Source organism: Salipaludibacillus daqingensis, assembly GCF_029891575.1.
Classification (GTDB): domain Bacteria; phylum Bacillota; class Bacilli; order Bacillales; family Salisediminibacteriaceae; genus Salipaludibacillus; species Salipaludibacillus daqingensis.
The window spans coordinates 504,988-528,825 of record NZ_JARZHF010000001.1; the positions used below are offsets into that span (position 1 = coordinate 504,988).

At 36.6% G+C, this 23,838-nt stretch carries 26 protein-coding genes; 8 read left to right on the top strand and 18 right to left on the bottom strand.

The window, feature by feature from the left end; translation table 11 throughout:
• Positions 1-14 precede the first annotated feature (14 nt).
• From hemW to gpr, 5 genes are all read right to left on the bottom strand, one after another.
• Entirely contained in the window at positions 15-1,157 is a 1,143-nt protein-coding gene (gene hemW, locus QDN89_RS02630) for a radical SAM family heme chaperone HemW (protein WP_280768518.1), read from the bottom strand.
• A 65-nt stretch (positions 1,158-1,222) separates the two neighbouring features.
• Positions 1,223-3,049: a translation elongation factor 4 gene (gene lepA / locus QDN89_RS02635; RefSeq protein ID WP_280768519.1), complete on the bottom strand. Its 1,827-nt coding sequence runs from the start codon at positions 3,047-3,049 to the stop codon at positions 1,223-1,225.
• Between the two features lie 170 nt (positions 3,050-3,219).
• The gene (locus QDN89_RS02640) at positions 3,220-3,609 is read right to left on the bottom strand and encodes a hypothetical protein (RefSeq protein WP_280768520.1); all 390 of its coding nucleotides are present in this window, start codon (positions 3,607-3,609) and stop codon (positions 3,220-3,222) included.
• Positions 3,610-3,624: 15 nt separating this feature from the next.
• Positions 3,625-4,800, bottom strand: coding sequence for a stage II sporulation protein P (locus tag QDN89_RS02645; protein ID WP_280768521.1), 1,176 nt, complete (start codon positions 4,798-4,800; stop codon positions 3,625-3,627).
• Between the two features lie 145 nt (positions 4,801-4,945).
• Positions 4,946-6,061, bottom strand: coding sequence for a GPR endopeptidase (gene gpr / locus QDN89_RS02650; RefSeq protein WP_280768522.1), 1,116 nt, complete (start codon positions 6,059-6,061; stop codon positions 4,946-4,948).
• A 151-nt stretch (positions 6,062-6,212) separates the two neighbouring features.
• Between gpr and rpsT the strand changes: the two genes are divergently transcribed.
• Complete coding sequence (rpsT, locus tag QDN89_RS02655; RefSeq protein WP_280768523.1) at positions 6,213-6,479, top strand: 30S ribosomal protein S20; 267 nt, start codon at positions 6,213-6,215, stop codon at positions 6,477-6,479.
• 180 nt (positions 6,480-6,659) lie between these two features.
• Here rpsT and holA read toward each other — a convergent pair whose 3' ends face one another.
• On the bottom strand, positions 6,660-7,685 hold the full coding sequence (gene holA, locus QDN89_RS02660; protein ID WP_280768524.1) for a DNA polymerase III subunit delta: 1,026 nt from the start codon (positions 7,683-7,685) through the stop codon (positions 6,660-6,662).
• A 368-nt stretch (positions 7,686-8,053) separates the two neighbouring features.
• Between holA and QDN89_RS02665 the strand changes: the two genes are divergently transcribed.
• Entirely contained in the window at positions 8,054-8,185 is a 132-nt protein-coding gene (locus QDN89_RS02665; RefSeq protein ID WP_280768525.1) for a YqzM family protein, read from the top strand.
• A gap of 57 nt (positions 8,186-8,242) precedes the next feature.
• Here QDN89_RS02665 and QDN89_RS02670 read toward each other — a convergent pair whose 3' ends face one another.
• The 3 genes from QDN89_RS02670 to QDN89_RS02680 form a co-directional block, all read right to left on the bottom strand.
• Complete coding sequence (locus tag QDN89_RS02670) at positions 8,243-10,549, bottom strand: DNA internalization-related competence protein ComEC/Rec2 (RefSeq protein ID WP_280768526.1); 2,307 nt, start codon at positions 10,547-10,549, stop codon at positions 8,243-8,245.
• A 103-nt stretch (positions 10,550-10,652) separates the two neighbouring features.
• Positions 10,653-11,219 carry a ComE operon protein 2 gene (locus tag QDN89_RS02675; RefSeq protein ID WP_280768812.1) on the bottom strand — a complete coding sequence of 189 codons (567 nt, stop codon included), beginning with the start codon at positions 11,217-11,219 and terminating at the stop codon, positions 10,653-10,655.
• A gap of 95 nt (positions 11,220-11,314) precedes the next feature.
• Positions 11,315-11,935 carry a helix-hairpin-helix domain-containing protein gene (locus QDN89_RS02680; protein WP_280768527.1) on the bottom strand — a complete coding sequence of 207 codons (621 nt, stop codon included), beginning with the start codon at positions 11,933-11,935 and terminating at the stop codon, positions 11,315-11,317.
• 141 nt (positions 11,936-12,076) lie between these two features.
• On the opposite strand from QDN89_RS02680, the gene comER reads away from it, so the two are divergent.
• Positions 12,077-12,913 (top strand): late competence protein ComER, encoded by an 837-nt coding sequence (gene comER / locus QDN89_RS02685; protein WP_280768528.1) that lies wholly within the window; start codon positions 12,077-12,079, stop codon positions 12,911-12,913.
• Positions 12,914-12,959: 46 nt separating this feature from the next.
• Here the strand turns inward: comER and QDN89_RS02690 are convergent, their stop codons facing one another.
• Genes QDN89_RS02690 through QDN89_RS02725 form a run of 8 tightly spaced genes read right to left on the bottom strand, consistent with a single transcriptional unit; the run spans position 12,960 to position 18,029 of the window.
• Positions 12,960-13,691, bottom strand: a complete 732-nt coding sequence (locus tag QDN89_RS02690; protein WP_280768529.1) for a class I SAM-dependent DNA methyltransferase — start codon at positions 13,689-13,691, stop codon at positions 12,960-12,962.
• A 24-nt stretch (positions 13,692-13,715) separates the two neighbouring features.
• Entirely contained in the window at positions 13,716-14,072 is a 357-nt protein-coding gene (gene rsfS / locus QDN89_RS02695) for a ribosome silencing factor (RefSeq protein WP_280768530.1), read from the bottom strand.
• A gap of 6 nt (positions 14,073-14,078) precedes the next feature.
• The gene (yqeK, locus tag QDN89_RS02700) at positions 14,079-14,657 is read right to left on the bottom strand and encodes a bis(5'-nucleosyl)-tetraphosphatase (symmetrical) YqeK (protein WP_280768531.1); all 579 of its coding nucleotides are present in this window, start codon (positions 14,655-14,657) and stop codon (positions 14,079-14,081) included.
• Positions 14,650-15,228, bottom strand: a complete 579-nt coding sequence (nadD, locus tag QDN89_RS02705) for a nicotinate-nucleotide adenylyltransferase (RefSeq protein ID WP_280768532.1) — start codon at positions 15,226-15,228, stop codon at positions 14,650-14,652. The genes yqeK and nadD overlap by 8 nt, the downstream gene beginning before the upstream one ends.
• 22 nt (positions 15,229-15,250) lie before the next feature.
• Positions 15,251-15,547 (bottom strand): ribosome assembly RNA-binding protein YhbY, encoded by a 297-nt coding sequence (gene yhbY, locus QDN89_RS02710; protein ID WP_280768533.1) that lies wholly within the window; start codon positions 15,545-15,547, stop codon positions 15,251-15,253.
• Positions 15,541-16,383, bottom strand: coding sequence for a shikimate dehydrogenase (gene aroE / locus QDN89_RS02715; protein ID WP_280768534.1), 843 nt, complete (start codon positions 16,381-16,383; stop codon positions 15,541-15,543). Before aroE ends, yhbY begins: the two co-directional genes overlap by 7 nt.
• Before the next feature lie 30 nt (positions 16,384-16,413).
• Complete coding sequence (gene yqeH, locus QDN89_RS02720; protein WP_280768535.1) at positions 16,414-17,526, bottom strand: ribosome biogenesis GTPase YqeH; 1,113 nt, start codon at positions 17,524-17,526, stop codon at positions 16,414-16,416.
• A complete protein-coding gene (locus tag QDN89_RS02725) occupies positions 17,499-18,029 on the bottom strand; it encodes a YqeG family HAD IIIA-type phosphatase (protein ID WP_280768536.1) in 531 nt (176 codons plus the stop codon). Before QDN89_RS02725 ends, yqeH begins: the two co-directional genes overlap by 28 nt.
• 399 nt (positions 18,030-18,428) lie before the next feature.
• Here QDN89_RS02725 and sda point away from each other — a divergent pair, with 399 nt between their 5' ends.
• Positions 18,429-18,584: a sporulation histidine kinase inhibitor Sda gene (gene sda, locus QDN89_RS02730; RefSeq protein WP_425335362.1), complete on the top strand. Its 156-nt coding sequence runs from the start codon at positions 18,429-18,431 to the stop codon at positions 18,582-18,584.
• A 19-nt stretch (positions 18,585-18,603) separates the two neighbouring features.
• Here sda and QDN89_RS02735 read toward each other — a convergent pair whose 3' ends face one another.
• The gene (locus QDN89_RS02735; RefSeq protein WP_280768537.1) at positions 18,604-18,831 is read right to left on the bottom strand and encodes a hypothetical protein; all 228 of its coding nucleotides are present in this window, start codon (positions 18,829-18,831) and stop codon (positions 18,604-18,606) included.
• A gap of 344 nt (positions 18,832-19,175) precedes the next feature.
• Here QDN89_RS02735 and QDN89_RS02740 point away from each other — a divergent pair, with 344 nt between their 5' ends.
• Genes QDN89_RS02740 through QDN89_RS02755 form a run of 4 tightly spaced genes read left to right on the top strand, consistent with a single transcriptional unit; the run spans position 19,176 to position 23,833 of the window.
• A complete protein-coding gene (locus QDN89_RS02740; RefSeq protein ID WP_280768538.1) occupies positions 19,176-21,599 on the top strand; it encodes a Na+/H+ antiporter subunit A in 2,424 nt (807 codons plus the stop codon).
• Complete coding sequence (locus QDN89_RS02745; protein ID WP_280768539.1) at positions 21,596-22,021, top strand: Na(+)/H(+) antiporter subunit B; 426 nt, start codon at positions 21,596-21,598, stop codon at positions 22,019-22,021. The genes QDN89_RS02740 and QDN89_RS02745 overlap by 4 nt, the downstream gene beginning before the upstream one ends.
• Positions 22,021-22,359, top strand: a complete 339-nt coding sequence (locus tag QDN89_RS02750; RefSeq protein WP_280768540.1) for a Na(+)/H(+) antiporter subunit C — start codon at positions 22,021-22,023, stop codon at positions 22,357-22,359. Before QDN89_RS02745 ends, QDN89_RS02750 begins: the two co-directional genes overlap by 1 nt.
• A complete protein-coding gene (locus tag QDN89_RS02755) occupies positions 22,352-23,833 on the top strand; it encodes a Na+/H+ antiporter subunit D (protein ID WP_280768541.1) in 1,482 nt (493 codons plus the stop codon). Before QDN89_RS02750 ends, QDN89_RS02755 begins: the two co-directional genes overlap by 8 nt.
• Positions 23,834-23,838: the final 5 nt, after the last annotated feature.

The window sequence follows — 23,838 nt, forward strand, 5'->3', positions numbered from 1 at the left end:
AAAAAATTTATCTTTTATTCGCCTAATAAGAACTTCTCAAACACTTCATTTCCTAATAAAAGCCCTTTATTAGTAAGTTTCACCCTGCCTTTATCTTCTTCTAATAAAAGATTTTTTTTTAATTTTTCAATGACTTGAGGGAAAACTTCATAAACATCTTTTCCGAATTTTTTTTGAAATTCTTGGATAGAGACGCCATTTCTTTTCCTTAGTCCCATAAACATCTGCTCTTCCATTTTTTCCATTGTTGGTACAACATGTTCTTCGAAGTAAGGTAATTCATTATTTTTCAGTGCGTTCATATATTTTGGTAATGGACCATGATTGGCTCTACGAACTCCATCCATATAACTATGAGCCCCAGCACCAATGCCATAGTATTCTTCATTATTCCAATATGTTAAATTATGAAGACTTTGCCGACCTTCTTTAGCGAAATTACTAATTTCATAATGATGAAATCCGTTTTCATTCAGTTTTTCCAGCATATATTCATACATTTCTGCTTCCGTTTCTTGTCCTGGCATGGGAAGTTTACCCTTTCTAAGCAATTGATAAAACACCGTTTTCTCTTCTACTTTTAACGAATAAGCACTGATATGTTGAATTGGCATCTGACATACGATCTCTAACGAACTTTTCCATTGCGACATCGTTTGTCTTGGTAAGCCAAACATCATGTCGATTGAAAGATTATTGATCCCCACTCGCCTTGCTAGTTCAACTGTTTTTTCCACATCTTTCGCTTCATGATCTCGATTTATCGCCTTCAATAAATTTTCATCAAATGTTTGAGCACCTATACTTAACCGGTTCACACCCATCTCGTAAAGCATAGCCATTTTCTCTTCATCTGCGCTACCAGGATTCACTTCTACTGTAAATTCCACATTTTCTGCAAGAAAAAAATGCTGTTTCACTTTTGCTAACAAATATTGTAGTTGATGTGTAGATATAGATGTAGGAGTTCCTCCACCGATGTAAATCGTCGAAATACCTTCGTCTGTAGGAAAAGAATGGACTGTTTTTTCCATTTCGCTAGCACATAGCTCTAAATACTCATCTATCGGTTGATTTTTTAAGAAAAATTTATTGAAATCACAGTAATGACAAATTTGCTCACAAAAAGGAACATGAACATAAAGGGACTTCGGCATATGACTCGACCTCTCTTTCATAAAACGGGGAAAGACCGCAGGCTGCCTGCGGTCTAATAGTCCGTTTACTTATTTTCATCCATACTAAGAACTGACATAAACGCTTCTTGTGGTACTTCGACATTACCAACAGTTTTCATTCGTTTTTTACCTTCTTTTTGTTTTTCGAGCAATTTACGTTTACGAGAGATATCGCCTCCGTAACATTTTGCTAATACATTTTTTCGCATCGCTTTAATGGTTGATCGTGCGATAACCTTTTGACCAATAGTTGCTTGAATTGGGACTTCGAATTGTTGACGCGGAATTAATTCCTTTAACTTCTCTACAACATTTTTCCCTCTCTCATAAGCACTGTCTCGATGGACGACGATAGAAAGAGCGTCAATTTTATCCCCATTCATTAAAATATCCATTTTAACTAAATTGCTTTCTTTGTAATCGATCAATTCATAGTCAAACGATGCATATCCTTTCGTACTCGATTTCATCGTATCAAAAAAGTCGTAAACAATTTCAGATAAAGGTAGTTCATATATGAGATTAACCCGATTGGCATCAAAATATTTCATGTCAATATAGTTGCCACGTTTTCTTTGACAAAGCTCCATAACAGGACCAACGTATTCATTTGGGACCATTACTTCTGCTTTCACGTAAGGTTCTAGTACATATTCTATTTTTTGGGCTTCTGGCATTTCAGATGGGTTATCAATCCTTAACGTTTCACCGTCTGTTTGGAACACTTCATACACAACACTTGGTGCTGTAGTTATAAGATCGATATTAAATTCTCGTTCGATTCGCTCTTGAATAATCTCCATATGAAGCAATCCTAAAAATCCACAACGAAATCCAAACCCTAGCGCTTGGGAGGTCTCCGCCTCAAATTGCAATGCTGCATCATTTAACTCAAGTTTTTCTAACGCTTCTCTTAATGCGATATAATCATTTGTGTCAACAGGGTATAATCCGCAAAATACCATAGGATTAAGCTTTCGATATCCAGGCATCGCTTCTGCCGTTTGTCGATGAGCGTGAGTCACCGTATCACCAACACGACTGTCGCTGACGTTTTTAATCCCAGCGATCATATATCCAACATCACCTACGGTTAATTCATCCTTGTTAACAGGCTTTGGAGTAAAAACGCCAATTTCTTGCACTTCAAATTCTTTTTCTGTTTGCATCATCTTAATTTTTTCTCCAGGCTTTACGGTTCCTTCCATGATACGGATATAAACAATGACACCCCGGTAAGGATCATAAAGAGAATCGAAAATCATTGCTTTTAAAGGTGCCTCAGGATCACCAGAAGGTGCTGGCACATTTTTCACAACAGATTCCAAAATTTCTTCAATGCCGACCCCATTTTTAGCAGATGCTAACAAAGCCTCATCCATGGGAAGACCAATAACGTCTTCTACTTCTTGTTTCACTCGTTCCGGTTCCGCACTCGGTAAGTCAATTTTATTTATAACCGGTAGGATTTCCAAATCGTTATCCAACGCTAAATAAACATTAGCTAACGTTTGTGCTTCAATACCTTGAGCAGCGTCGACAATAAGCAGTGCCCCTTCACATGCAGCCAAACTTCTGGACACTTCATAAGCGAAATCTACATGCCCTGGTGTATCAATAAGGTGGAAAATATACTCTTCTCCATCATTAGCTTTGTACGTTAATTGAACAGCATTTAGTTTTATCGTAATGCCTCGTTCACGCTCAAGATCCATCGCATCCAACATTTGGTCTTTCATTTCACGCTGGGTTAATGCACTCGTTTTTTCTAATATACGATCAGCCAACGTAGACTTGCCATGGTCGATGTGAGCAATTATCGAGAAATTACGAATCTTATCTCGTCTTTTAATGCGGTCTTCAGGTTTCATTTCACTATCACTCCTACGAACTCCGTTTTACACTATCCATCATTATAGCAAGAATAATAGCGAACGTTCAAACATTACTTTTTTGAACCTACTTTATTTAGTAGCTCATAAGCCATGTTCAAGAATTGATCAAGGGATAGAATATAGAAAAAATGAATCCTTTTAAGAAACTAATTACCATCAATTACAGAGAACATTTTTTGAAATACTGTTTCAAAAGCCCCCGCCGTGCGTAACCCTATTTCGGAAAACAAAGGACTTGATTCTTGATTTGATTCCGTTGATTTATCTATAAACGTCGGTAATTGTTCTTCAAGAAATTCATGAATTTCTTCATTTCCTTCTTGATAGACGACCAATCCCTCATCTTCTTCCATCTCAATGATATGAGGTTGATTATCTTTCACCTTAAAACGTTGTTCCGTGCTTGGCTCCTCTTTTTTTAAATGAAATCGTTCACTAGTAAAATCAACATCCTGATCGGAGTAAAGAATTCCTAAGATAAAACCAAACATCAATATGGAACAAAAAATGATAGCTCTCGTCAGCAACTGCCCCATCTTAATACCCCTTCCTTACTCTTCATTTTTTTGCTTCCAGTAATAATCACTGAATACTTCTGCAAACACTTCCACTGATCGGTAAACTTCTTCTAGCGAATTTTCGACTCCACCAAACTCAACTAAAATAGAATTTTCTGAAAGATCTTGATTATACACACCATTTCGTCCACTTCCACTTACAGGAGGAGCAAAAATCCCACGACTTAATCCGTAATAATCTTCTTGCAATTTATCATGTAAATCATTTGCTAATTGTTTATTAAGTTCAAAATCAGGGTTATTCTCCCCGATAACAAATAACGTTTTTGCATACGTTTCCCCATCAATATCTACCGTCGTTATGTCTCTAGGTTTAGAGTCACGATGCAAATCAAAGAAAAATTCAATCGTTTCATTTTCTGCTTTCGCACCCTCCACTATTTCCCGGGACATATCATATGATTGACTATATTGCCAACTTCGCTCATCTAATTTGGCCCCGATATCGCTTGTGTCTACATCTGCATGAATACCGTGTTTTGCTAATTCAATTCCTAAACGTTCTCCAGCTAAAGTGATATTGACACTATCATGAAAAGGTTCACTTGTATTTTGTAATTCTGGTAAAAAAGATTCTCGATTATGGCTGTGAATAATATGGACTGTAACAGGTAAATCCTCTATATCTTCCGTTTCAGAGACGGATCTCTTCAGGTCTGCTAATTCATCTAACCTTTCTGTTGAAGCATCTCTTTCTGCTAACAGTACTTCCATTGGTGGGGCTGATTCGACAGGCATATTTGTATAATCTGCTCCTGCTCCCGCAGTAACAATTCGTCCATCAAACAGAGAAAAGCCAGGTAATTCCCTTCCTAATAAACTTCTCGGATCATCAGGGTTTAAGTTCGTCATCAATTCAAATACAACTGGTGCAAATGAGGGAGGAACGTGGTCTTCTGGCAATGACTGTTGAAAATACCGGTTTTCATTAGCTAATAAATACACGAGTGATTCCACAGGGATTTGATTACTTAGTTGATTTAGGGAATCAGACGATAAACTGTAATCTGAATCGAAGGCTGTCAATGTTGCGGTAAAGAAAAATAGGGACATGACTCCAATCACTAATGTGATTATTTTTTGTTGAAGACTTGGCTTTTTTTTCCAATGTAACTTGCTCGAACTTTTTCCATATGTATATCGAGACATGAAAATGTCACCCTCTCTAAATGCTTGTCCATAGTAAATATCTATGCAAAAAGAGAGGATGTAGAACTTTCTATCTTGAAACTCGATACTCTAGAACCCCCCACTTTCAGATTTCGGAAGAAATTAAGTGGGGGGGTTATTCATTTTAATGAGTATAGGCACCAACGTTATCTTGGTTCACTTGAGAATGAAGTGCAGTGTTTAATCCTTGCGCTAATAAGTTCGCCATGTCTTCTATAAATTCGTCTACTTCCTTTGGTGTAACCATTAAATTATGACCAAGAGGCGATAAGACTTCTTGAATAAGCTGACGTTTTTCGTTTTCTTGTAATGTACCTACGATACCTAAATATAACTCCCTCTGCTTCTCTTCTGGTAAATCTTCTTCTGTTAACTTACGCTTCTCTCCAAAGGTCATCCCCGCTGGAGCTAAAGCGCGTTTCGGTTGATTACTCTCTTTGGATTCTTTTCCAAAATGTTTTAATAAATAGTCAATCGTATCGCTTGTGATAGAGACCGCATCAACAACGGTCGGAACCCCGATAGCGATCACAGGTATACCTAAAACCTCTTCTGATAACTCTTTTCGTTTGTTACCAACCCCTGAACCTGGATGAATTCCAGAATTTGAGATTTGAATCGTTGTATTCACACGTTCAACAGAACGAGCGGCCAAAGCATCTATCGCAATGATAAAGTCTGGTTTGACTTTTTCTACAACTCCAAAAATAATGTCACTCGTTTCAATCCCAGTTAACCCCATAACGCCTGGGGAAATCGCACTAACTGGCCGGAATCCTTCTTGAACATTTTCAGGTTGTAATTCAAAGAGGTGTTTCGTTATCAAAAGATTATCAGTGACAAGCGGTCCTAAAGAATCCGGGGTAACATTCCAATTACCTAAACCTACTACTAAACACGTTGCCTCTTCTTTAATCCCAAGAGATGTTAAAAATTGATTAAATTCCTTCGCAAATATTTTTTCTGCTTTCGCTTGTAATTCTGTGTCTTTTTGTCTGATCCCATCTATTTGTAGCGTCAAATACTTCCCTGGTTTTTTTCCTATTTGTTCCGCTGCTTTTTCTTCAATAGTGACATACGTAATATCCACACCGTCTTGTTCTCGTTTATCTAACTTGACTCCATCTATTGTTTCGTTTGACTTTTCCTTTTGTTTATCTCCTTTTTCTCGAGCTAACGTGTGTGCTTCAACAGCTAAATCTGTTCGAACTTGATATTCATCCAGCTCCAAGTCTTTCATTGCAAAAATCCCTCCGCTTCATTTTTATGTGTTACTTGAACTAGCCACCTCAGTAAAATGTTATTGCATTTTAAATATCATTTTGGTACAATCCTTATTGTTGCACGCAAAACCAAACGTTATTACGGTTGCATCGAGGAGGTGAACAAAGATGGCAAACATTAAATCTGCTATCAAACGTGGTCGAACTATTGAAAAGCAACGCGCTCAGAATGCTTCATTTAAATCCGACCTTCGTAGATCAATCAAAGTCTTTAACACGAAAGCTGAAGAAAAAGATGTTGAAGGAGCAAAACAAGCATTCCTTTCAGCTACTAAGAAATTAGATAAAGCAGCTAACAAAGGCATTTTCCATAAAAATGCAGCAAATCGTCAAAAGTCTAACTTGCAAAAGCGCTTAAACGAGATCTCTGCATAATCTCTTTTCTATTGAAAGATATTAGAGGAAAATAATCACATTTAAAATCAAAAAGGCAATCACTATAATCGGTGATATGCCTTTTTAATTTGCCCGAAAATGGAATGTACATACTAAACAATGAAGGAAAATTGGCAAAGAAATCGGGACAGCATTGTAAATGCTCTCCCGTTTAATCTCTTATTTCACAGGTTGACGTTGGAGTAAAAATAACTCCACTCCTAACTCATCTTTCATTTGTCCTGTTTTTATTTTAAAGTCAAGATCAGCTAACTGATCGATGAGTTGTAATAATTCTTCATTACGAAATTTTTGGACTTGTCGCGCTGCTAACTTGACAACATAGGGGTGTAATTTAAGTTGAGCAGCGATGACTTTTTCTCCATATCCTTGTTGTGTAAGTTGTTTTACTTGGTATAAAATTCTAAATTGACGAACCATTAACGAAAGGATCTTAAGGGGAGCTTCTTTTTGTTTTAATAAATCTTTGTAAATTTTTAATGCTTGGTAAACTTGGCATTTGACAACCCCGTCTACTAATGCAAAGATATCATGCTCTAGCGATCGTGCCACAAGATCATCCACGTTAGCCTCAGTAACGATTTCTCCTTCTCCTACATGAATGGCTAGTTTTTTTATTTCTGATGCCATAACCATCAAGTCTGCACCTGTAAGAGTAAGCAGTCTTTCTTGAGATCGAGAATCAAATTGAACGTGATACTCCGCTGCTTTCTCCACCATCCATTGCCTCAATTCTTTTTCTTCTAACGGTCTGCCTTCCATAACGGATGCCTGTTTTTTCATGCTTTTTACTAATTTTTTTCTTTCATCTAATTTTTCATAAGGAGCTTGAACGATAAAAATGGTCTCTTCTGCAGGATGGTCTATGTACGATACAAGTTTACTTAAATCATGCTCTACTTTAGACGTGTTTTTTTGTGTTGAAAAAAAGTAAGCATCTTTAAGAAAAACGACCCGCCTTCCTCCCATAAATGGAAATGTATAAGCTTCCTCCACAGCTAATTCCACTGGATGCTCATTCATGTCGAATTTTGAAAGGTTAAATTCTTGCTCTTCTTTTGAGAGGGCTTGTGACATAATACGCTGAATAATATCCTCAATTAAATATGTTTCGGAACCATATAATAAATATAAAGGTGTTAATTTCCCTTGATTTAATTCTTTTAAAATTTTTACATAGGACAAGCTTGACCTCTCCTCTCTTCACACTTCTCTTGTATTTTAACATAGGCTTGAGAGGAAAGAAAAAAGGGAAATAGCAAAATTGCCATTCCCCATTTATGATAAACGCCACCAGCAAATACCTAGGACATTTACCGGCGACGATAATCATTTGATTGTAATGATATCTTATCCTATGCACGCTTATTATATAGGTGACAACTATTAGGAAATCAAAAATAATGGTTATCCACTTCCAAAAAAGCCTATACTTATTCCATTTATTATGTTTACAATAGGGTTTAACATATTTTGTGAAAATGGGTTAAGTTGATTTGTGGATTTTTTCAAAAGAATGTCTTATACTAAATAAGTGACAGGGGGGATAACGAATGAACGAATTTGAAAAAGATGTTCAAACAAAACGGAATGACTTTATAGATAGTGCAATTGGCTTTGTCGTTGTATTTGGTTTTTTTGCAACAATTTTTATTATTGCCCAAGTCATAGACCTGTTAACGTAGGTTTTCTAGGTCTACATACATCCACATCCGACACGTCCTTTTTTTAAAGGCGTGTTTTTAATTTGTCCGTCTAATAAATGGACTAATTTTGTACTCACCATTTTTCAATGCCAATGTAATGGCCCCATGTTTATCCGTTCTGTAAATATCTACACCTTGTTGTTCTAGCCTTTCAGTTACTTCAAGGTGAGGATGACCAAAACGGTTGTTCTCACCGGCAGAAATTAATCCAATGTTGGGAGCAAACTGCTCAACGAATGCATCTGTAGTTGAAGATTGACTACCGTGATGAGCAACTTTTAAAATATCAAAAGAAAGATCAGGGTAATTTTTTAGAAGTTGTTGTTCACTTGTCTCTTCAATATCACCAGTAAATAATAACGACACATCGTTCAATACGGCAAATAAAACTATCGAACGGTCATTTTCTGATAGTTCAACGTTAAGGTCATCAGGACCTAAAATGAAAAAAGATTGATTATCTATATTCCATCGTTGTCCTTTTTTCACGAATGAAATCGGAACATCATTTTCCTTCAAACATGTAAGCACCGTCTTAGCTTCATTATCTAAGTTGTTTCCTTTAGGATAAAGAACTTGTTTAACCTTAACAGCACTTGAAATATAGCATGCTTCCCCAATATGATCCACATGACCATGCGTTAAAAAAAGATAATCAACCTTTGCAATACCTTTGCCTTTTAAAAAGGGTTCGACCGCATATTTCCCTGGACCTGAAGATCTTTTGACATCTCTATCTTCTTTATCCCACTGCACTATTCCACCAGTATCAATTAAGTAAACTGCCCTTCTGTAAGGCAACTCAATAAGAATAGCATCGCCTTGTCCCACATCGATCATCGTTACATATGCTTTCCCATCGACATACGGTAAGACCCAATGGATAAAGAACATGCTACTGAGAATCATCATTCCCAAACAATATCTTTTTTTCTCAAATAGAAGAAAACTCCCGATAATTGCAATGAACATGAGTAACATCATTTTCTCAGATGGTCTTCCAAAAACCACCACACTCCACGGTACATTTGTAGCTAAAGTTAATAGCTGATCCATTAATTGTAAACTCCTTGAAGCAAGCCAATAACTCCCCTCCGAGACGATCGGGAATATACTTTGACATATAACGGTAATAAAAGACAAAGGTAGAACCCATAAAGATATAAACGGAATAAACAAGACATTCATCGGTAACGTAAAAAGAGAAAGTTCAAAGGAGTGATAAAAGGTAAATGGAAGTGTTACAAGCTGTGCTAATGCTGAAACTTTTACAATTGTATAGATAGGTGATTTTGACTTTAAAAAAGAAGTGGAAAGTAATAGGGAAAAACTTGTTAAGAAAGATAGTTGAAAACCGAGATGGTACATGTAAAAAGGGTTTATCATTAATAATAATAATCCGACGATTCCCACGACATCTACTGCTTTTATTTTCCAATTAAATGTGACCACTAGTAAAAACACCATGCACATCATCGATGCTCTTAAGACAGAAGGTGCTCCACCAGCTATGAAGATATATACGGGCAAAAAACAAAATAAAAGGAAACTTGACCACTCTCTCGTGATACCTATTCGATATAACATAAAATAGAACGAGAACGTTACTAAACCGACATGCAATCCTGATACAGCCAGTAAATGAAGGATGCCTAATTCGCGATATTGGTTTATTTTTTCCTCGTTCATATACGATCGATCTCCAAATACAAGAGCTGTTATTAATGCAGAAGTTTCTGAATCATCCTTTCTTAATAGTTTTTCTATTCCACGAGTTCGCAAGTTGTACATGGCGTTCCGCCACACATTGTTACTTTTTTCACAATTTATTTCATTATTATTTATTCGTATGATCCAATGAATCCTTTGTTCAAATAAATATTTTTTATAATCAAATGAATACGGATTTTTAACTGAGGAAGGTTGTTCTAATTTACCTTTTAGAACACATTTATCATTGATCGACGCAGGTGCGTTTTCCCCTTTTACATGAGGATAAAATAGCTGAATTTTTTCACCGTGTTCAAGTACCAAATGAAAAGACCAGTCTCGTTCAGAAGAAGTTAATTGAGGGGGTGTGTAAACGGATCCTTGAAATTCTGTTTCTGAACCTAACAATCTCGTTTCATGTTGATTAATGACATATGTTCCATACATAAAAAATAGGAAGCCAACGGATAATTGCGCAACAAAAAGAACTCGTGATTTCTTTTCAGATAATTCGTTAAGATAAGGAAATAAACCAATCAAGAGGAACGTGACTGCCCAGATCTGGTTACTATTAAATGCAAACAACAAACCACTCATAGCAAAAAACATGGCACAATATAACCGCCAAGACATGATGACCTCCTATCTAATAGAAAGGTGTTTTTGAATGTTGGAATGAAACGTAACAGGTAAATTTTATGAGGTATGGTGGAGAGGAAGAAAAATCTTCCTCTTATCAAGTAGAGGTGTATAAACGATTTGCTTGTTCTCTCAAGGTTTCCATTTCATTTTGCTCTAGCCCTTTTTTCTCAAGTTTAGCTAACAGTTCTGCTGTAAAAGATAGTTTTTCTTTATTTTTAGTATCCAAAATCATTTCTTCTAATTCCACTTGTTCAACCGTCACATTTGCTTGGTTGAATAATTCCAAAGCAAATTCATGGTTCTTGTAATCTTGACCGTAGTAAACTTTTTTGATTCCAGCTTGAATAAGTGATTTACAGCAGTTTAAACATGGAAAGTGAGTGACGTATATTTCTGCTCCTTCTGTTGGAACACCGAACTTGGCACACTGAAGAATCGCATTAATCTCTGCGTGGATCGTCCTTACACAGTGGTCTTCAATTAAATAACACCCTTCATCCGAACAGTGTTTCCCACCTGAAATGGAGCCATTATAGCCACCCGCTATAATCCGTTTATCTCTAACTATTGTCGCTCCAACCATTAGTCTCGTACACGTGCTTCGTAAAGCTAGTAAATGACTTTGCGCCATAAAATATTGATGCCAAGAAATTCGTTCCATATATGTATATCCTCCTTCTTTACATTTTTCATTTTCTTCTTTCATTAGTTTAGACAAGTTTTTGTCTCCCCGTCAACGTAGAATTTACACTTATCCTACTTTATTATGATTTGATCGCGTATCGCCTCTAATGTTTTTTCCCCTATTCCAGGAACTTGAGTGATATCTTCTTCCGTTTTAAACGGTCCATTTTCGTCTCTATATGAAACAATAGCTTCTGCTTTTGCAGGACCGATTCCAGGTAACACGGTCAGAGCTTGAGCATCAACTTGGTTGATTAACACACCTCCTTCCTTGCCAGCAGAGTTAGAGGTAGTAGTTGTCGCCGAAAATATAGGTTCTTCATCTTCGTTCACTGAAGGTACGTAAATAACCATCTCATCATAACAACGTTCCGCTAAATTAATCATTGATTCATTTGCCTCACTCGTAAATCCACCTGCTTTCATGACAGCATCGTGTACTCGATCTTCTTCAAACATCTGATAAATCCCTGGAGATATCACCTCTCCTTTAATATCAATCATCACATTTACTTCTACTACATCTTCTTCCGTTTGTTCAGTACTTTCTTCTTCCCAAGGTAAAAAAACTTCTTCCTGCATATCGTCTTCATTAAAATTCAAATAAAAGAATCCAGCTAACAAGATAAAGACTCCACCTACAAAAACAATATAAGGTCCTTTACCTGATAAAAAATCTTTGAGGTTTTGCATGATTCTCCTCCTTTAAAACATGAATTGATTTTTATTTCATACATATAGAAAGTGGAACAAAGTATTAAACGGAAATGGTTATTCCAACTCTATTCGATGGAAAATCGAACAGGATGATGATCGAAAGGGGCGAAAGTATTTATGAAAGAGTTAGGTTTTATCGGCACTGGAAATATGGGGAGCTTAATCATTGAAGCAATGATTAGAGGAAAAAAAATACCATCAAAAAATATTCATATGACAAATCGCACGTTGGAAAAAGCTAAAAATATTCAGAAACGTTATCCAAAAACATCTGTTTATAAAAATTCATTAGACATTGTAAAACACTCTGACTGGGTTTTCATTTGTTCAAAACCTTTAGAAATGGTTGCTATTATTGATGAAATTTCTAACCATTTAGAGCCTCGTCACGTGATTATTACCATAACAAGCCCAATGGAAGTAGAGGATACAGAACAATTGGTACCCACTACACCTGTTGTTCGATTTGTACCAAGCATCGTTAACCTTGCCTTAGAAGGTCCATCATTAATTACATTTAGTAATCGATGCTCCACGACATTGAGAGATGAATTGTGGGAATTATTTTCGAGTATATCTTCTCCGATTATTATCAACAACTCGATTACACGTGTTGCTTCAGACTTAGCTAGTTGCGGACCTGCATTTTTAAGTTTCCTAGTTGAGAGCATGATCAAAGGAGCTGTAGATGAAACAGAAATCGACGAAAAAACTGCAACAAACATTACTGAGTCGATGATTATAGGATATGGGGAATTGCTACGACAAAAACATTTCAGCTTAGCAACGCTAAGGGAACGAGTCACTGTTGCAGGAGGTGTAACAGGCATAGGTTTAAATGTACTTCAAAAAGAGGTTGGGTTCATGTTTCATGAGTTATATCAAGAAACAGCGAAGAAATACAAAGAAGATCGTCGAGGAATATCAAATCAATTACAAAAGAAAAAGAGCTAGGAACTTCTAGCCCTTTTATTATACAATAATTACAAATTATTGCCCACTATTTTTTCACCGCTTTGAAAAAGATACGATCGTCGTCATCTTCTACATCTTTATTACCAAAATCAGCAGTCATTTCAATTTGATAAAAACCAGCTTCTCGCAACCATTGTTCATAGTTTATCGGGGCAAAGGTCCGCTGATATTGTTCTTCATCCATTCGCTCATAGTAACCATTTTGTTTTTTAACAAAAAACGTTAACGTATGGTTCACACTCAATACTTGATCTCCAGGTTCACAAAACCACATGTAGGAAAGGGAGTCGCTATTTTCACCGTAAAGTTGGTCATCGAAAATATGGTCCATTTTAAAAGGTGAGTGAACATCAAACAATAACACGCCACCTTTTTTCAAAGCGGAAGCGAGGTGGAGAAACGTTTGCTTCACCTCATCTGCTTCTCTCAAATAGTTTAATCCATCACAAAATAATGTAATACCATCAAGGTCTTTAAATCCTGTTAGAGTTCTCATATCTTGTAATATAAAATCTACTGTAACATCTACTTTGCGCGCTTTCTCTTCAGCAATAGTAAGCATATCTTGCGACAAATCCACACCTACGATGTCATATCCTTTTTTAGCAAGCATGAGAGAAAAAGTTCCAGTTCCACAAGCTAAATCCAACACTCGACCTCGCTTATCTAAATATTTCTCAGCATAACCAAGCCATGAATCATACGGAGCGTCTTCCATGAGAAGATCATACAACGAAGCAAAGTGATCATGGTTCATGATACCACTCTCTTTCTCTATAGATTATGCCTGCAATATTTCTTGCAAATCAACAGTAGGTGCATCTCCCCATAGCTTTTCTAAATTGTAATATTCTCGTTCATCTTTATGAAAAACATGGACAATGACATCATCTAGATCAATCAATACCCACCGTGCTTCATTAATCCCTTCAAGTCTCTTAACATCGAGCCCCGCTAGTGCTGCTCTACTTTTCACTTCTCGAGCAATTGCTTCTACTTGTGTTTCAGAATTACCATGACATATCACAAAATAATCCGCTACTAAGGAAACATCCCCCATGTTTAATGTAACAATTTGATGAGCCTGTTTATCATCTGCAGCCCTTACAGCTAAATCTAATTTTTCCTTTGGTTCCATAAATTACTAACCTCCACGTTTTTTTAATTTTATCACAAAATCATTATAAGCTTGGAATGTATCTGGATAAATTCCAATCGACTTATTACTTAAGTAACCGATTGTATTTTTTAATGATTCCAAACAAGCGACATCAAGATCTTGTTTTGATAATTCCCTCGTTGTTATTGCTTCAGGAAATGTCCGGCCTGGCTCAATATAATCGGCTAAAAATACAACTTTTTCTTCCAACGTCATACTAGCTCGTCCGGTTGTGTGATAACGAATAGCCGATAAAACTATCTCGTCATCTATGTTTAATTCTTGTTTAACGAAAACAGAGCCTACAAACGAGTGTAATAATTCATCGCCATAATCTAACAGGGCTATCGGTAAGGTGCTATCCTTTAAAACCTTGTCTCTCATTTCTACAGATGAGCGATACTTCGCATAATCGTGTAAAATGGCGGCTAATCTTATTTTCTCTATATCCCCGCCATAACGCTCCGCTAATAATGTAGCCTCTTCCACTACTCTTTTCGTATGTTCATATCGGCGAGGTTTCAAAGCATGACGAATAACTTCAAATGCTTGTTTCTCATTCATATAACCGATTCTCCTTTATATACGAAAAAACTTCATTCGTTAATAAAAATTTATTCATAGAATGATTTTTGATTTTATCTCGAATATAACTAGATGATAATTCTAAGCTAACTTCATCTAAAAGAAGGATTTCTTTGAACTCCTCGATATTAGTTGGAACAGCAAAACCTGGGCGAACAAGAACAATGAACGATATCATCTTTTGTAATTTATCCGCTTTATACCACTTATGAAAGTTTATTAAGCTGTCTCCACCCATTATAAACGAAAAATGACAATTTTGCTCTTTATTAAGCAGTTCTCCGACAGTATCCACTGTGTAAGATGGTCCTGTGCGATCCATCTCCATTTTCGAAAGTTTATAAGCAGGATGGAGTTGGACCATTTTAGACACTAACTCCATACGTTGCTCTTCAGAAGTGTCTGAAGATAGTTTTTTATGAGGTGGGATTCGATTTGGTAGCCACCATATTTCGTCTAGTTTCCCTTTTAGCCTCGCTTCTTCTGCCATTATCAAATGACCGACATGCGGAGGGTTAAACGTACCGCCTAACAAGCCTATTCTTCTCATTACCATCGCCTCGCCTTGTATATCACTTTGACGGAAGGTCTATTTTCTTATTCTCTGATGATTCTTTGTAAAAAATTATTGTACTTCCAATGATTTGAACGACTTCTGATTTTGCTCCAATAGCAATAGACTTTGCTACCTCATGTTTCTCTTCCTCACAGTTTTGTAAAATACTCACTTTGATTAGTTCTCTTGCTTCAAGAGCTTCAGCCACTTGTTTTATCAAGTTTTCATTTACACCTGCTTTTCCAACTTGAAAAATCGGTTTAATATGATGCGCTTCTCCGCGTAAGAAACGTTTTTGTTTCCCAGTTAACATGATAATCCTCCTAGTTTTTCCTTTACTTTACTGCTCATGACATCTCTTGGAGCAGATTGTCCCGTCCATTTTTCAAAAGCTAAAGCCCCTTGATTAACAAACATTTCTAATCCATTTTGAATGATAGCTCCTCTTGCTTCTGCATCTTTTAGCCACCTTGTTTTTGAAGGCGTATAAATTAAGTCACTAACGACAACGCCTTTAGCAATCATTTCTAAGGATAGCGGCATCTGGTCTACATTAGGAGTCATGCCAATTGAAGTCGTATTTATAATAAGATCAAATTCAGTTAATCGAGCTTGCGCTAACGAGATGGGTAATCCGGAGGAATTTGTTAAACCGGAACATTCTTCTGCCAGATCATTAGCTTTCTTTTCTGTTCGATTAGAAATCACTAATTCCTTGACACCGTTCATCGCCATCGTCACAGCCACTCCTTTGGCCGCTCCACCTGCCCCGAGAATCAGGACACGCATATCCTTTAGAGCCTTAGGAAGCACCGGTAAGAGCGCCTGAAGATACCCTTGTCCATCAGTATTGTATCCGATCAATTTGTTATCTTTATGAACGATCGTGTTAACTGCTCCTATTTGCCTTGCTACAGGATCAATCTCATCTAAATATTCCATGACGGCAACTTTATGTGGGATTGTCACATTCAATCCTTTAATACCTAGCGCTCTGACACCATCTATCGCTTGCTTCACTTGCTCTTCTTTCACTTCGAAAGCCAAGTATGTTCCATCAATACCACACTCTTTAAAGGCCGCTTCATGCATTGCTGGAGAAAGACTATGAGCAATCGGATGCCCTATGACACCATAAACTTGTTTCATCCATTCTCCCTCCTTCTGTCAAAAATATGATTAAAAAATAGACGACCTCATACTTACATGCACTCCTTTAGGAGCGTAAGTTCTAACGACGGCCCCAGTTCCGCTTACCGTTACCCAGCCTAAACCTGAAAAAACGATATCTGTTTTACCGGTTGGTAGCTTCCACTCTTTTTCTGTCAATTTAGGAAAAGTAGATCCTGTATTTGGTGGCGACAACATCTCTCCTATATGCTGTTCATATAAAGTATCCGCTTTTTCCGATTTTGTACGGTGAATCGTTAGGTCATTAGACAAATAAACAACAAAAGATTGAGGATCTCCGCTCACAAAATCGATCCTAGATAATCCACCAAAAAACAATGTTTGTTCTGGCTTTAGTTGGAATATTTTAGGTTTCACTTCTTTTCTAGGCGTAATCACTTTCAGTTCTTCTTTGTTTAACAAGTGCGCCATTTGATGGTGATTAATAATTCCTGGAGTATCATACAACTTAGCCCCGTCGTCTAATGGAACATCAATCATATCCAGCGTCGTTCCTGGGATATTAGACGTAGTAATAAGCATGTCATCTTCGGCTCCAAATTCCTTCAACAGCCGATTGATAAATGTTGATTTACCTACATTTGTACAACCGACAACATAAACATCTTTTCTCTCACGTAATTCCTCAATCAGATTTGCCACTTCCATTATTGCTTCACCTGTTTGAGCACTCATTAAATGAACATCAGCGGCTTTCAAACCATATTCTTTTGCAGCTTTTTTCATCCATTGAATAACTTTAGGTCGTTTCACTGATTTTGGTAGTAGATCCACTTTATTTCCAACGAGGAGAACAGGATTTTTACCAACAAAGCGGTGAAGTCCTGGTAACCAACTACCGTCAAAATCAAATATATCAACTATTTTTACTATCAAAGCTTCTTTATTTCCAATTTCATTTAATATTTTCAAGAAATCATCATCTGTCAGGGATACATCTTGTACTTCGTTATAGTGTTTCAATCGAAAACACCTCTGACAAATAATAACCTCTCTCTTTAAAGCCGATGGTGGTGCGTAACCTAACTGATTTTTATGTTCTGTTTGTATCTTCACTCCACATCCAGAACAAATTACTTGTTGTCGTTCGATTTCTCCCATTCAATTAACCCCTTTCGTTTCATTGCGCTAAATACTTTTTGTTCAATTCGACGGTTGAACTTTGTTAATAGACCATCTGTTTGTGCGACCGGAACAACTAAAATTGTTTGAAATCCACCTCGGTTGCCACCAAGGATATCTGTTAATAATTGATCACCAATCACTACCGTTTCTTCTCTTTTAAGATTCATTAATTTACATGCTGTTTTAAATGCCTTGCTTAAAGGCTTACGGGCGCTATGAATAAATGTAATTTTATGTGGATCGGCAAAATGTTTCACTCGCTTCTCATTATTATTTGAAACGATAACGATTTGAAAACCACTATCTCTTAATTTTTCAAACCACGCAATAAGATCCTCTGTCGCATCTTCTCGATCCCACTCAACCAATGTATTATCAAGGTCAGTAATGATTCCTTTTATCCCTTGTTCCTTTAGTTCTTCCATTGAAAGTTCAAAAACTGATTGAACATATTTATCCGGAATGAATTTATTTAACACGTATTTCCCCCATTTCTTATTTCCAACACATAACCATTAGAGTTCCTCATCTATAATACCTATATTTTATCAATGATTTCAAACGTTTAAATGATATTCTTAAATAATTACCCTTTTTTTGAAAAGAATTTCGACATTTTTTTACACACCAAAAAAATGTGGATAACTTTTTGCACAGTATTCCTTCTTTATTACCATCAAAAACGAAAAGATATAAACAAGCTATCCACAGATTAGGTAGTTCAACTGTGGACAACAATTGATTTGAGAAGGTTTTTCATTCATGATACTATCAATTCAATCAAATAAAAAGAATAAATAAATATCATTTATATATTGTTTGGTAGCTGGTGTAAACATTTTTTTCTATAAAGAAAAACGATGGGGAGGTAATGTAACATGAAGAAAAATGGAGCTTTGCGTGATTTATCAGATGAATTATTAATGGAGACATTTGTAAAAGCAAAAGACTTGAACTTAGCTGATGATTTTGTAAACCTTATCGCTGAAGAATTAGATCGTCGAGCGATTTATCGTAAAAAAATACATCTATAGCTGTCTTCATTCAAGGCAATTATTCCTCTCCTTCCCTTTGTTTAACTGGCACCACTTTAATATATTCTCTCGGCTGAAACTTCGGAGTAGTTGGCCATCTGTCACCTAAGTGTAATCCTTGATACTGTTCTTGCTCATGTTCATAATCAATTATCGCTTTTGTTAGAATAACATGGCCGGCTGCTCCTGCTATTAAAATGATTAGAAAAATAGCAATAGATACTGTATATTTTGTTTTATTTTTCATCCGTATCCCTCCTTAGTAACAGGTTGGTACGGTTTTTTTATTTTTATACTATTTTATTCAGACTATAATTATATAATATAGAATTTATTGGGAATCCTATCTCATAGAAAAAAACTCTTAAAGGACCAGTAAAAAAAATTTTTTATAAATTTTTATCAGTTCCTTCATATTAATTATCATTGATGAATCTATAAGTACAACTCTTAAAAGGATGCAAGGACCTGAATTTTATATTATAATTTGACTTACGCTTCATACATAAGTTTGCACCTTTATCCATTTTGTCAATTTAATTCGTATTATGTCGCTTTACTACTGTTGTTCTACAAAAGGAGGTTAATCACTTGTCAACGCTTCACTTCGTAGCTTTAATACCATTTATTGCGGCGATTTTTATCCCGCTTGTTTATCACAAATTTCGTCATATCCATACTGGGTGGTTTATTTTACCGATACCACTCGTTTTATTTGTTTATTTGATTTCTTACTTACCGACTAGTGATGCTCCAATGGCTACTGTTAAAAATTCAGTCCCTTGGGTTCCTTCACTAGACATTCACTACACTGTATTTTTGGATGGATTAAGTTTATTGTTTGCTTTATTAATTACTGGAATTGGTACACTCGTCGTTCTTTATTCCATCTACTATATTGCTAACAAAAAAGATGAACCTCTCAATAATTTTTACGTCTATTTATTGATGTTCATGGGTGCCATGTTAGGTGTCGTCTTATCAGATAACCTAATTGTCATTTATGTATTTTGGGAAGTAACTAGTCTTTCCTCCTCTTTATTAATTGGTTACTGGTTTCATAAAGAGAAATCACGTTATGGAGCGCAAAAGTCCTTATTAATTACTGTTACCGGTGGTTTCGCAATGCTGTCTGGTTTTACACTTCTCTATGTTATGACAGGCACATTCAGCATTTCGGAAATAATCGCATTAGGTGATGTTATTGTTGCTAGTCCGTTATTTATACCAGCAATGATTCTCATACTTTTAGGAGCATTCACAAAATCTGCTCAATTCCCATTCCATATATGGCTTCCAGATGCTATGGAAGCACCAACTCCGGTCAGCGCATACTTACACTCTGCTACGATGGTTAAAGCAGGTATATATTTAGTAGCTCGACTAACACCTGTTTTTGGTGGACAAGCGGAATGGTTCTGGATTATTACTAGCTTTGGTCTATTCACATTACTGTGGGGATCGATTTCAGCAGTAAGACAAAAAGATTTAAAAGGGATACTTGCTTTTTCAACAGTCAGTCAACTGGGATTGATTATGAGTTTGCTTGGTTTAGGTTCAGCAGCCTTTCACTATGATGTAGTAGACGGACAGTCTGTTTATACCGTTGCTATATTAGCTGCCGTTTTTCACCTTGTTAACCACGCCACGTTCAAAGGCAGTTTGTTTATGATTGTTGGTATTATTGATCACGAAACAGGAACGAGGGATATTCGGAAATTAGGCGGGCTTATGTCCATCATGCCGATTACATTTACAATATCGTTAATAGGTATTGCTTCGATGGCTGGATTACCTCCATTTAATGGCTTCCTCAGTAAAGAAATGTTCTTTACCGGAGCATTAAATAGTACTACGATTGACGTATTTAATGTGCAAACACTTGGATTTATTTTTCCAATAGTAGCATGGGTCGCTAGTGTTTTCACTTTCGTCTATTGCATGATTATGTTGTTCCGTACATTTACTGGTAAACACCAACCTGAAAAACTGGAGAAAGAGGCCCATGAAGCACCAATGGGACTGTTGATCTCACCAATTGTTCTTGGATCTCTCGTTGTTGTGTTTGGTTTCTTTCCAAACCTTTTAGCTTACACGATTATTAACCCTGCCATGCAGGCGATTCTTCCTGGCTTATTAGAACCGGGAGAACAGTTTTATGTGAATATCTACCATTGGCATGGATTAAACCCTGAATTATTTATGACAATGGGTGTCATATTTTTTGGGGCATTCATTTTCTTGAACGCTCGTAAATGGCAAGAAACTGCTTTTTATTTAAAGGAAAGAGATCCATTGAATACTATTTATGACAATGGCCTCGTTGGTTTAATTAAAGGTTCGACAGCTGTAAATGATGTACAAATGACTGGACGATTGAGAGATTACTTTTCGTTTATGTTTGTTTTCCTAATTCTCATCATGGGATATATGTTATGGAAAACAAATGCGATTGCGATTGATTTAGCAAATACGGCTCACATTTCACCGTATATGTATCTCATCTCACTCTCTCTCGTTATAGCTACTCTTGCCGTTCCTTTCGTAGCAAAAAGAATTTCAGCAATTATTTTAGTTGGGGTTATTGGCTTCCTTATTGCCCTATTGTTTGCTGTTTTCCGAGCACCAGACTTAGCACTTACACAATTATTAGTAGAGACGGTAATCGTTGTGTTGTTTTTACTCGTGTTTTACCATTTACCGGAGTTGAAAAAAGAATCATTCAAACCGGCCTTCAGAATTTCGAATTTCTTAATTTCTATTGGCGTCGGCCTTGTTGTGACACTTACAGCCCTTAGTGCACATGCTTTCAGTCACGAAAATCCAATTAGTCCTATTTCAGATTACTTTGTAGAAAACGCCTATGCGTTAGCTGGAGGACAAAATATCGTCAATGTTATTTTAGTTGATTTCCGTGGTTTAGATACATTACTGGAAGTTCTTGTCCTAGGGATCGTTGGTCTCGGTGTGGTCGTGTTAATTAAATACAAAGCGACAAAGGGGGAAGACATATGAGAAATACACCGGTTCAGCTTCATGTTATCACTCGAATCGTTGCGTTTATCATTCTTGCCTTCTCCGTATTTCTTTTTTTCGCCGGTCATAATAATCCAGGCGGAGGATTTATCGGGGGATTAATGACTGCATCAGCATTGATCTTGCTTTACTTGAGTTTTGACCTAAAAACAATCAAACGGGTCATACCTTTCAATTATTCAAAAGTCATTGCATCTGGTTTACTGCTAGCGATTGTAACTGGGATTATTGGGATGTTTTTCGGCTTCCCATATCTCAAACAGTTCTTTGATTATTTCCAAGTTCCAATTCTTGGTGAAATAGAATTAACAACAGCCCTACCTTTTGATTTAGGTATCTATTTAGTTGTTGTAGGGTTTACACTTCTTGTGATTTTAACGATAGCGGAGGATGATAGCTAATGGAAATATTAATGATATTAGTAATTGGCGTCCTCTTTACTGTAGCAACCTATATGATTTTAACGAAAAGTTTGCTTCGAGTGATATTAGGGGTCGTTATTTTATCCCACGGAGCTCACTTATTGCTATTAACGATGGCCGGTTTAAACCAAGGCTCCCCGCCACTATTAGGTGAAGACGCAGCTTCGTATGCTGATCCCTTACCACAAGCATTGATTTTGACAGCAATTGTCATCGGTTTCGGGATCACTGCTTTTATGCTCGTGCTGGCTTATCAAACATATAAAGTGCATAAAACAGATAACTTCGATGAATTAAGGGGAACTGAAGATGACTAATTTACTCATACTACCAATACTTATACCAATGCTCATGGGTGTCATTCTAATCTTCTTCAAGGACTCTAAAACCATTCAACGTATCGTCAGTACCATTAGCGTGGTGCTTATGCTTATCATCTCTAGTTACATTACCTATACAGTTTATGTAGATGGAATCCAGACGATTGAACTAGGGGATTGGCCAGCCCCATTTGGCATTGTCCTTGTTGCAGATTTACTATCAAGTTCACTCATTGCTCTTTCTAGTTTGTTAGCTTTAGTTTGTTTGTTTTTTGCATTTCAAACTTTCTCTGCTGAAAGAGAGCGTAACTATTTTCATCCATTTTTCATGTTTTTAATGGTTGGGGTTAACGGCTCATTTCTAACCGGTGACTTGTTTAACCTATTTGTCTTTTTCGAAGTCATGCTAATCTCTTCCTTTATTCTCATTTCTATGGGTAGTAAACGATACCAGCTGAGGGAATCTTTAAAATACGTCATTATTAATACGGTTTCTTCTATGCTTTTCATTGTAGCTATTGCTTACATTTATGGAATTACTGGAACGTTAAACATGGCTGATATAGCTGTAAAAATTTCAGAATTAGAACAAACCGGTGTTGTTTCTGTTATAGCTGTCGTATTTTTATTCGTATTCGGAACAAAAAGTGCGATCTTCCCTCTATATTATTGGTTACCTCACTCCTACTATGCACCACCTGCAGCTATCGCAGCATTGTTTGGTGGGCTATTAACCAAAGTAGGTGTGTACACTATCATGAGAACATATACGTTGATTTTCCCTCATGATGAAACAGTTTTCCAAATTTTACTTATCCTCGGTGGCTTAACGATGTTTATCGGGGTACTAGGAGCCGTTTCACAGTTTGATTTCAAGAGAATACTTGCTGTTCATATTGTTAGTCAGGTTGGTTACATGATAATGGGGATAGGAATTTTCACAAACCTAGCCATAGCTGGAACGTTTTTCTTTCTCGTTCATAACATCATTGTAAAATCTGCACTGTTTCTGTTCGCTGGCGTTACTGAAAAAATTACAGGAACCTCACATTTAAAACAAATGAGCGGGGTGTTAAAAACTCACCCTTATGTAGGTTGGCTTTTCTTTATCACAGCTATTTCCTTAGCTGGGATTCCACCTTTAACTGGATTTTTTGGTAAATTTGCATTAATCGTAGCTGGTTTTGAGGCTGGACACTATTTCGTCATTGCAGTGAGTTTAGTGACAGGCGTTTTAACACTCTTTTCGATGTGGAAGATTTTCATGACCTCTTTCTGGGGTGAAGTGAAGTTTGCCGATCCAGAAGGTGAGAATAAGAAGGTTGGAAAACTTTTAATTCCAATCCTACCATTAGTTGCGTTGACAATTATTCTAGGGCTTGCAGCTGAACCGTTTATGCAGTTTTCACTTGAACTTGCTGACCAATTAATGGATCCTTCCCAATATATTAATTCTGTGCTTAAGGAGTAGTTGCC

Coding starts and splice junctions, on each gene's coding strand:
- rpsT (WP_280768523.1), top strand. CDS start 6,213: ATGGCAAACATTAAATCTGCTATCAAACGTGGTCGAACTATTGAAAAG.
- rsfS (WP_280768530.1), bottom strand. CDS start 14,072: ATGGAACCAAAGGAAAAATTAGATTTAGCTGTAAGGGCTGCAGATGAT.
- gpr (WP_280768522.1), bottom strand. CDS start 6,061: ATGAAAGACTTGGAGCTGGATGAATATCAAGTTCGAACAGATTTAGCT.
- sda (WP_425335362.1), top strand. CDS start 18,429: ATGAAGAAAAATGGAGCTTTGCGTGATTTATCAGATGAATTATTAATG.
- QDN89_RS02690 (WP_280768529.1), bottom strand. CDS start 13,691: ATGAACCATGATCACTTTGCTTCGTTGTATGATCTTCTCATGGAAGAC.
- nadD (WP_280768532.1), bottom strand. CDS start 15,228: ATGAGAAGAATAGGCTTGTTAGGCGGTACGTTTAACCCTCCGCATGTC.
- comER (WP_280768528.1), top strand. CDS start 12,077: ATGAAAGAGTTAGGTTTTATCGGCACTGGAAATATGGGGAGCTTAATC.
- lepA (WP_280768519.1), bottom strand. CDS start 3,049: ATGAAACCTGAAGACCGCATTAAAAGACGAGATAAGATTCGTAATTTC.
- hemW (WP_280768518.1), bottom strand. CDS start 1,157: ATGCCGAAGTCCCTTTATGTTCATGTTCCTTTTTGTGAGCAAATTTGT.
- QDN89_RS02645 (WP_280768521.1), bottom strand. CDS start 4,800: ATGTCTCGATATACATATGGAAAAAGTTCGAGCAAGTTACATTGGAAA.
- yhbY (WP_280768533.1), bottom strand. CDS start 15,547: ATGTTAACTGGGAAACAAAAACGTTTCTTACGCGGAGAAGCGCATCAT.
- QDN89_RS02675 (WP_280768812.1), bottom strand. CDS start 11,219: ATGGAACGAATTTCTTGGCATCAATATTTTATGGCGCAAAGTCATTTA.
- aroE (WP_280768534.1), bottom strand. CDS start 16,383: ATGAAACAAGTTTATGGTGTCATAGGGCATCCGATTGCTCATAGTCTT.
- QDN89_RS02735 (WP_280768537.1), bottom strand. CDS start 18,831: ATGAAAAATAAAACAAAATATACAGTATCTATTGCTATTTTTCTAATC.
- QDN89_RS02680 (WP_280768527.1), bottom strand. CDS start 11,935: ATGCAAAACCTCAAAGATTTTTTATCAGGTAAAGGACCTTATATTGTT.
- QDN89_RS02755 (WP_280768541.1), top strand. CDS start 22,352: ATGACTAATTTACTCATACTACCAATACTTATACCAATGCTCATGGGT.
- yqeH (WP_280768535.1), bottom strand. CDS start 17,526: ATGGGAGAAATCGAACGACAACAAGTAATTTGTTCTGGATGTGGAGTG.
- yqeK (WP_280768531.1), bottom strand. CDS start 14,657: ATGAATGAGAAACAAGCATTTGAAGTTATTCGTCATGCTTTGAAACCT.
- QDN89_RS02745 (WP_280768539.1), top strand. CDS start 21,596: ATGAGAAATACACCGGTTCAGCTTCATGTTATCACTCGAATCGTTGCG.
- QDN89_RS02670 (WP_280768526.1), bottom strand. CDS start 10,549: ATGTCTTGGCGGTTATATTGTGCCATGTTTTTTGCTATGAGTGGTTTG.
- QDN89_RS02640 (WP_280768520.1), bottom strand. CDS start 3,609: ATGGGGCAGTTGCTGACGAGAGCTATCATTTTTTGTTCCATATTGATG.
- QDN89_RS02750 (WP_280768540.1), top strand. CDS start 22,021: ATGGAAATATTAATGATATTAGTAATTGGCGTCCTCTTTACTGTAGCA.
- QDN89_RS02665 (WP_280768525.1), top strand. CDS start 8,054: ATGAACGAATTTGAAAAAGATGTTCAAACAAAACGGAATGACTTTATA.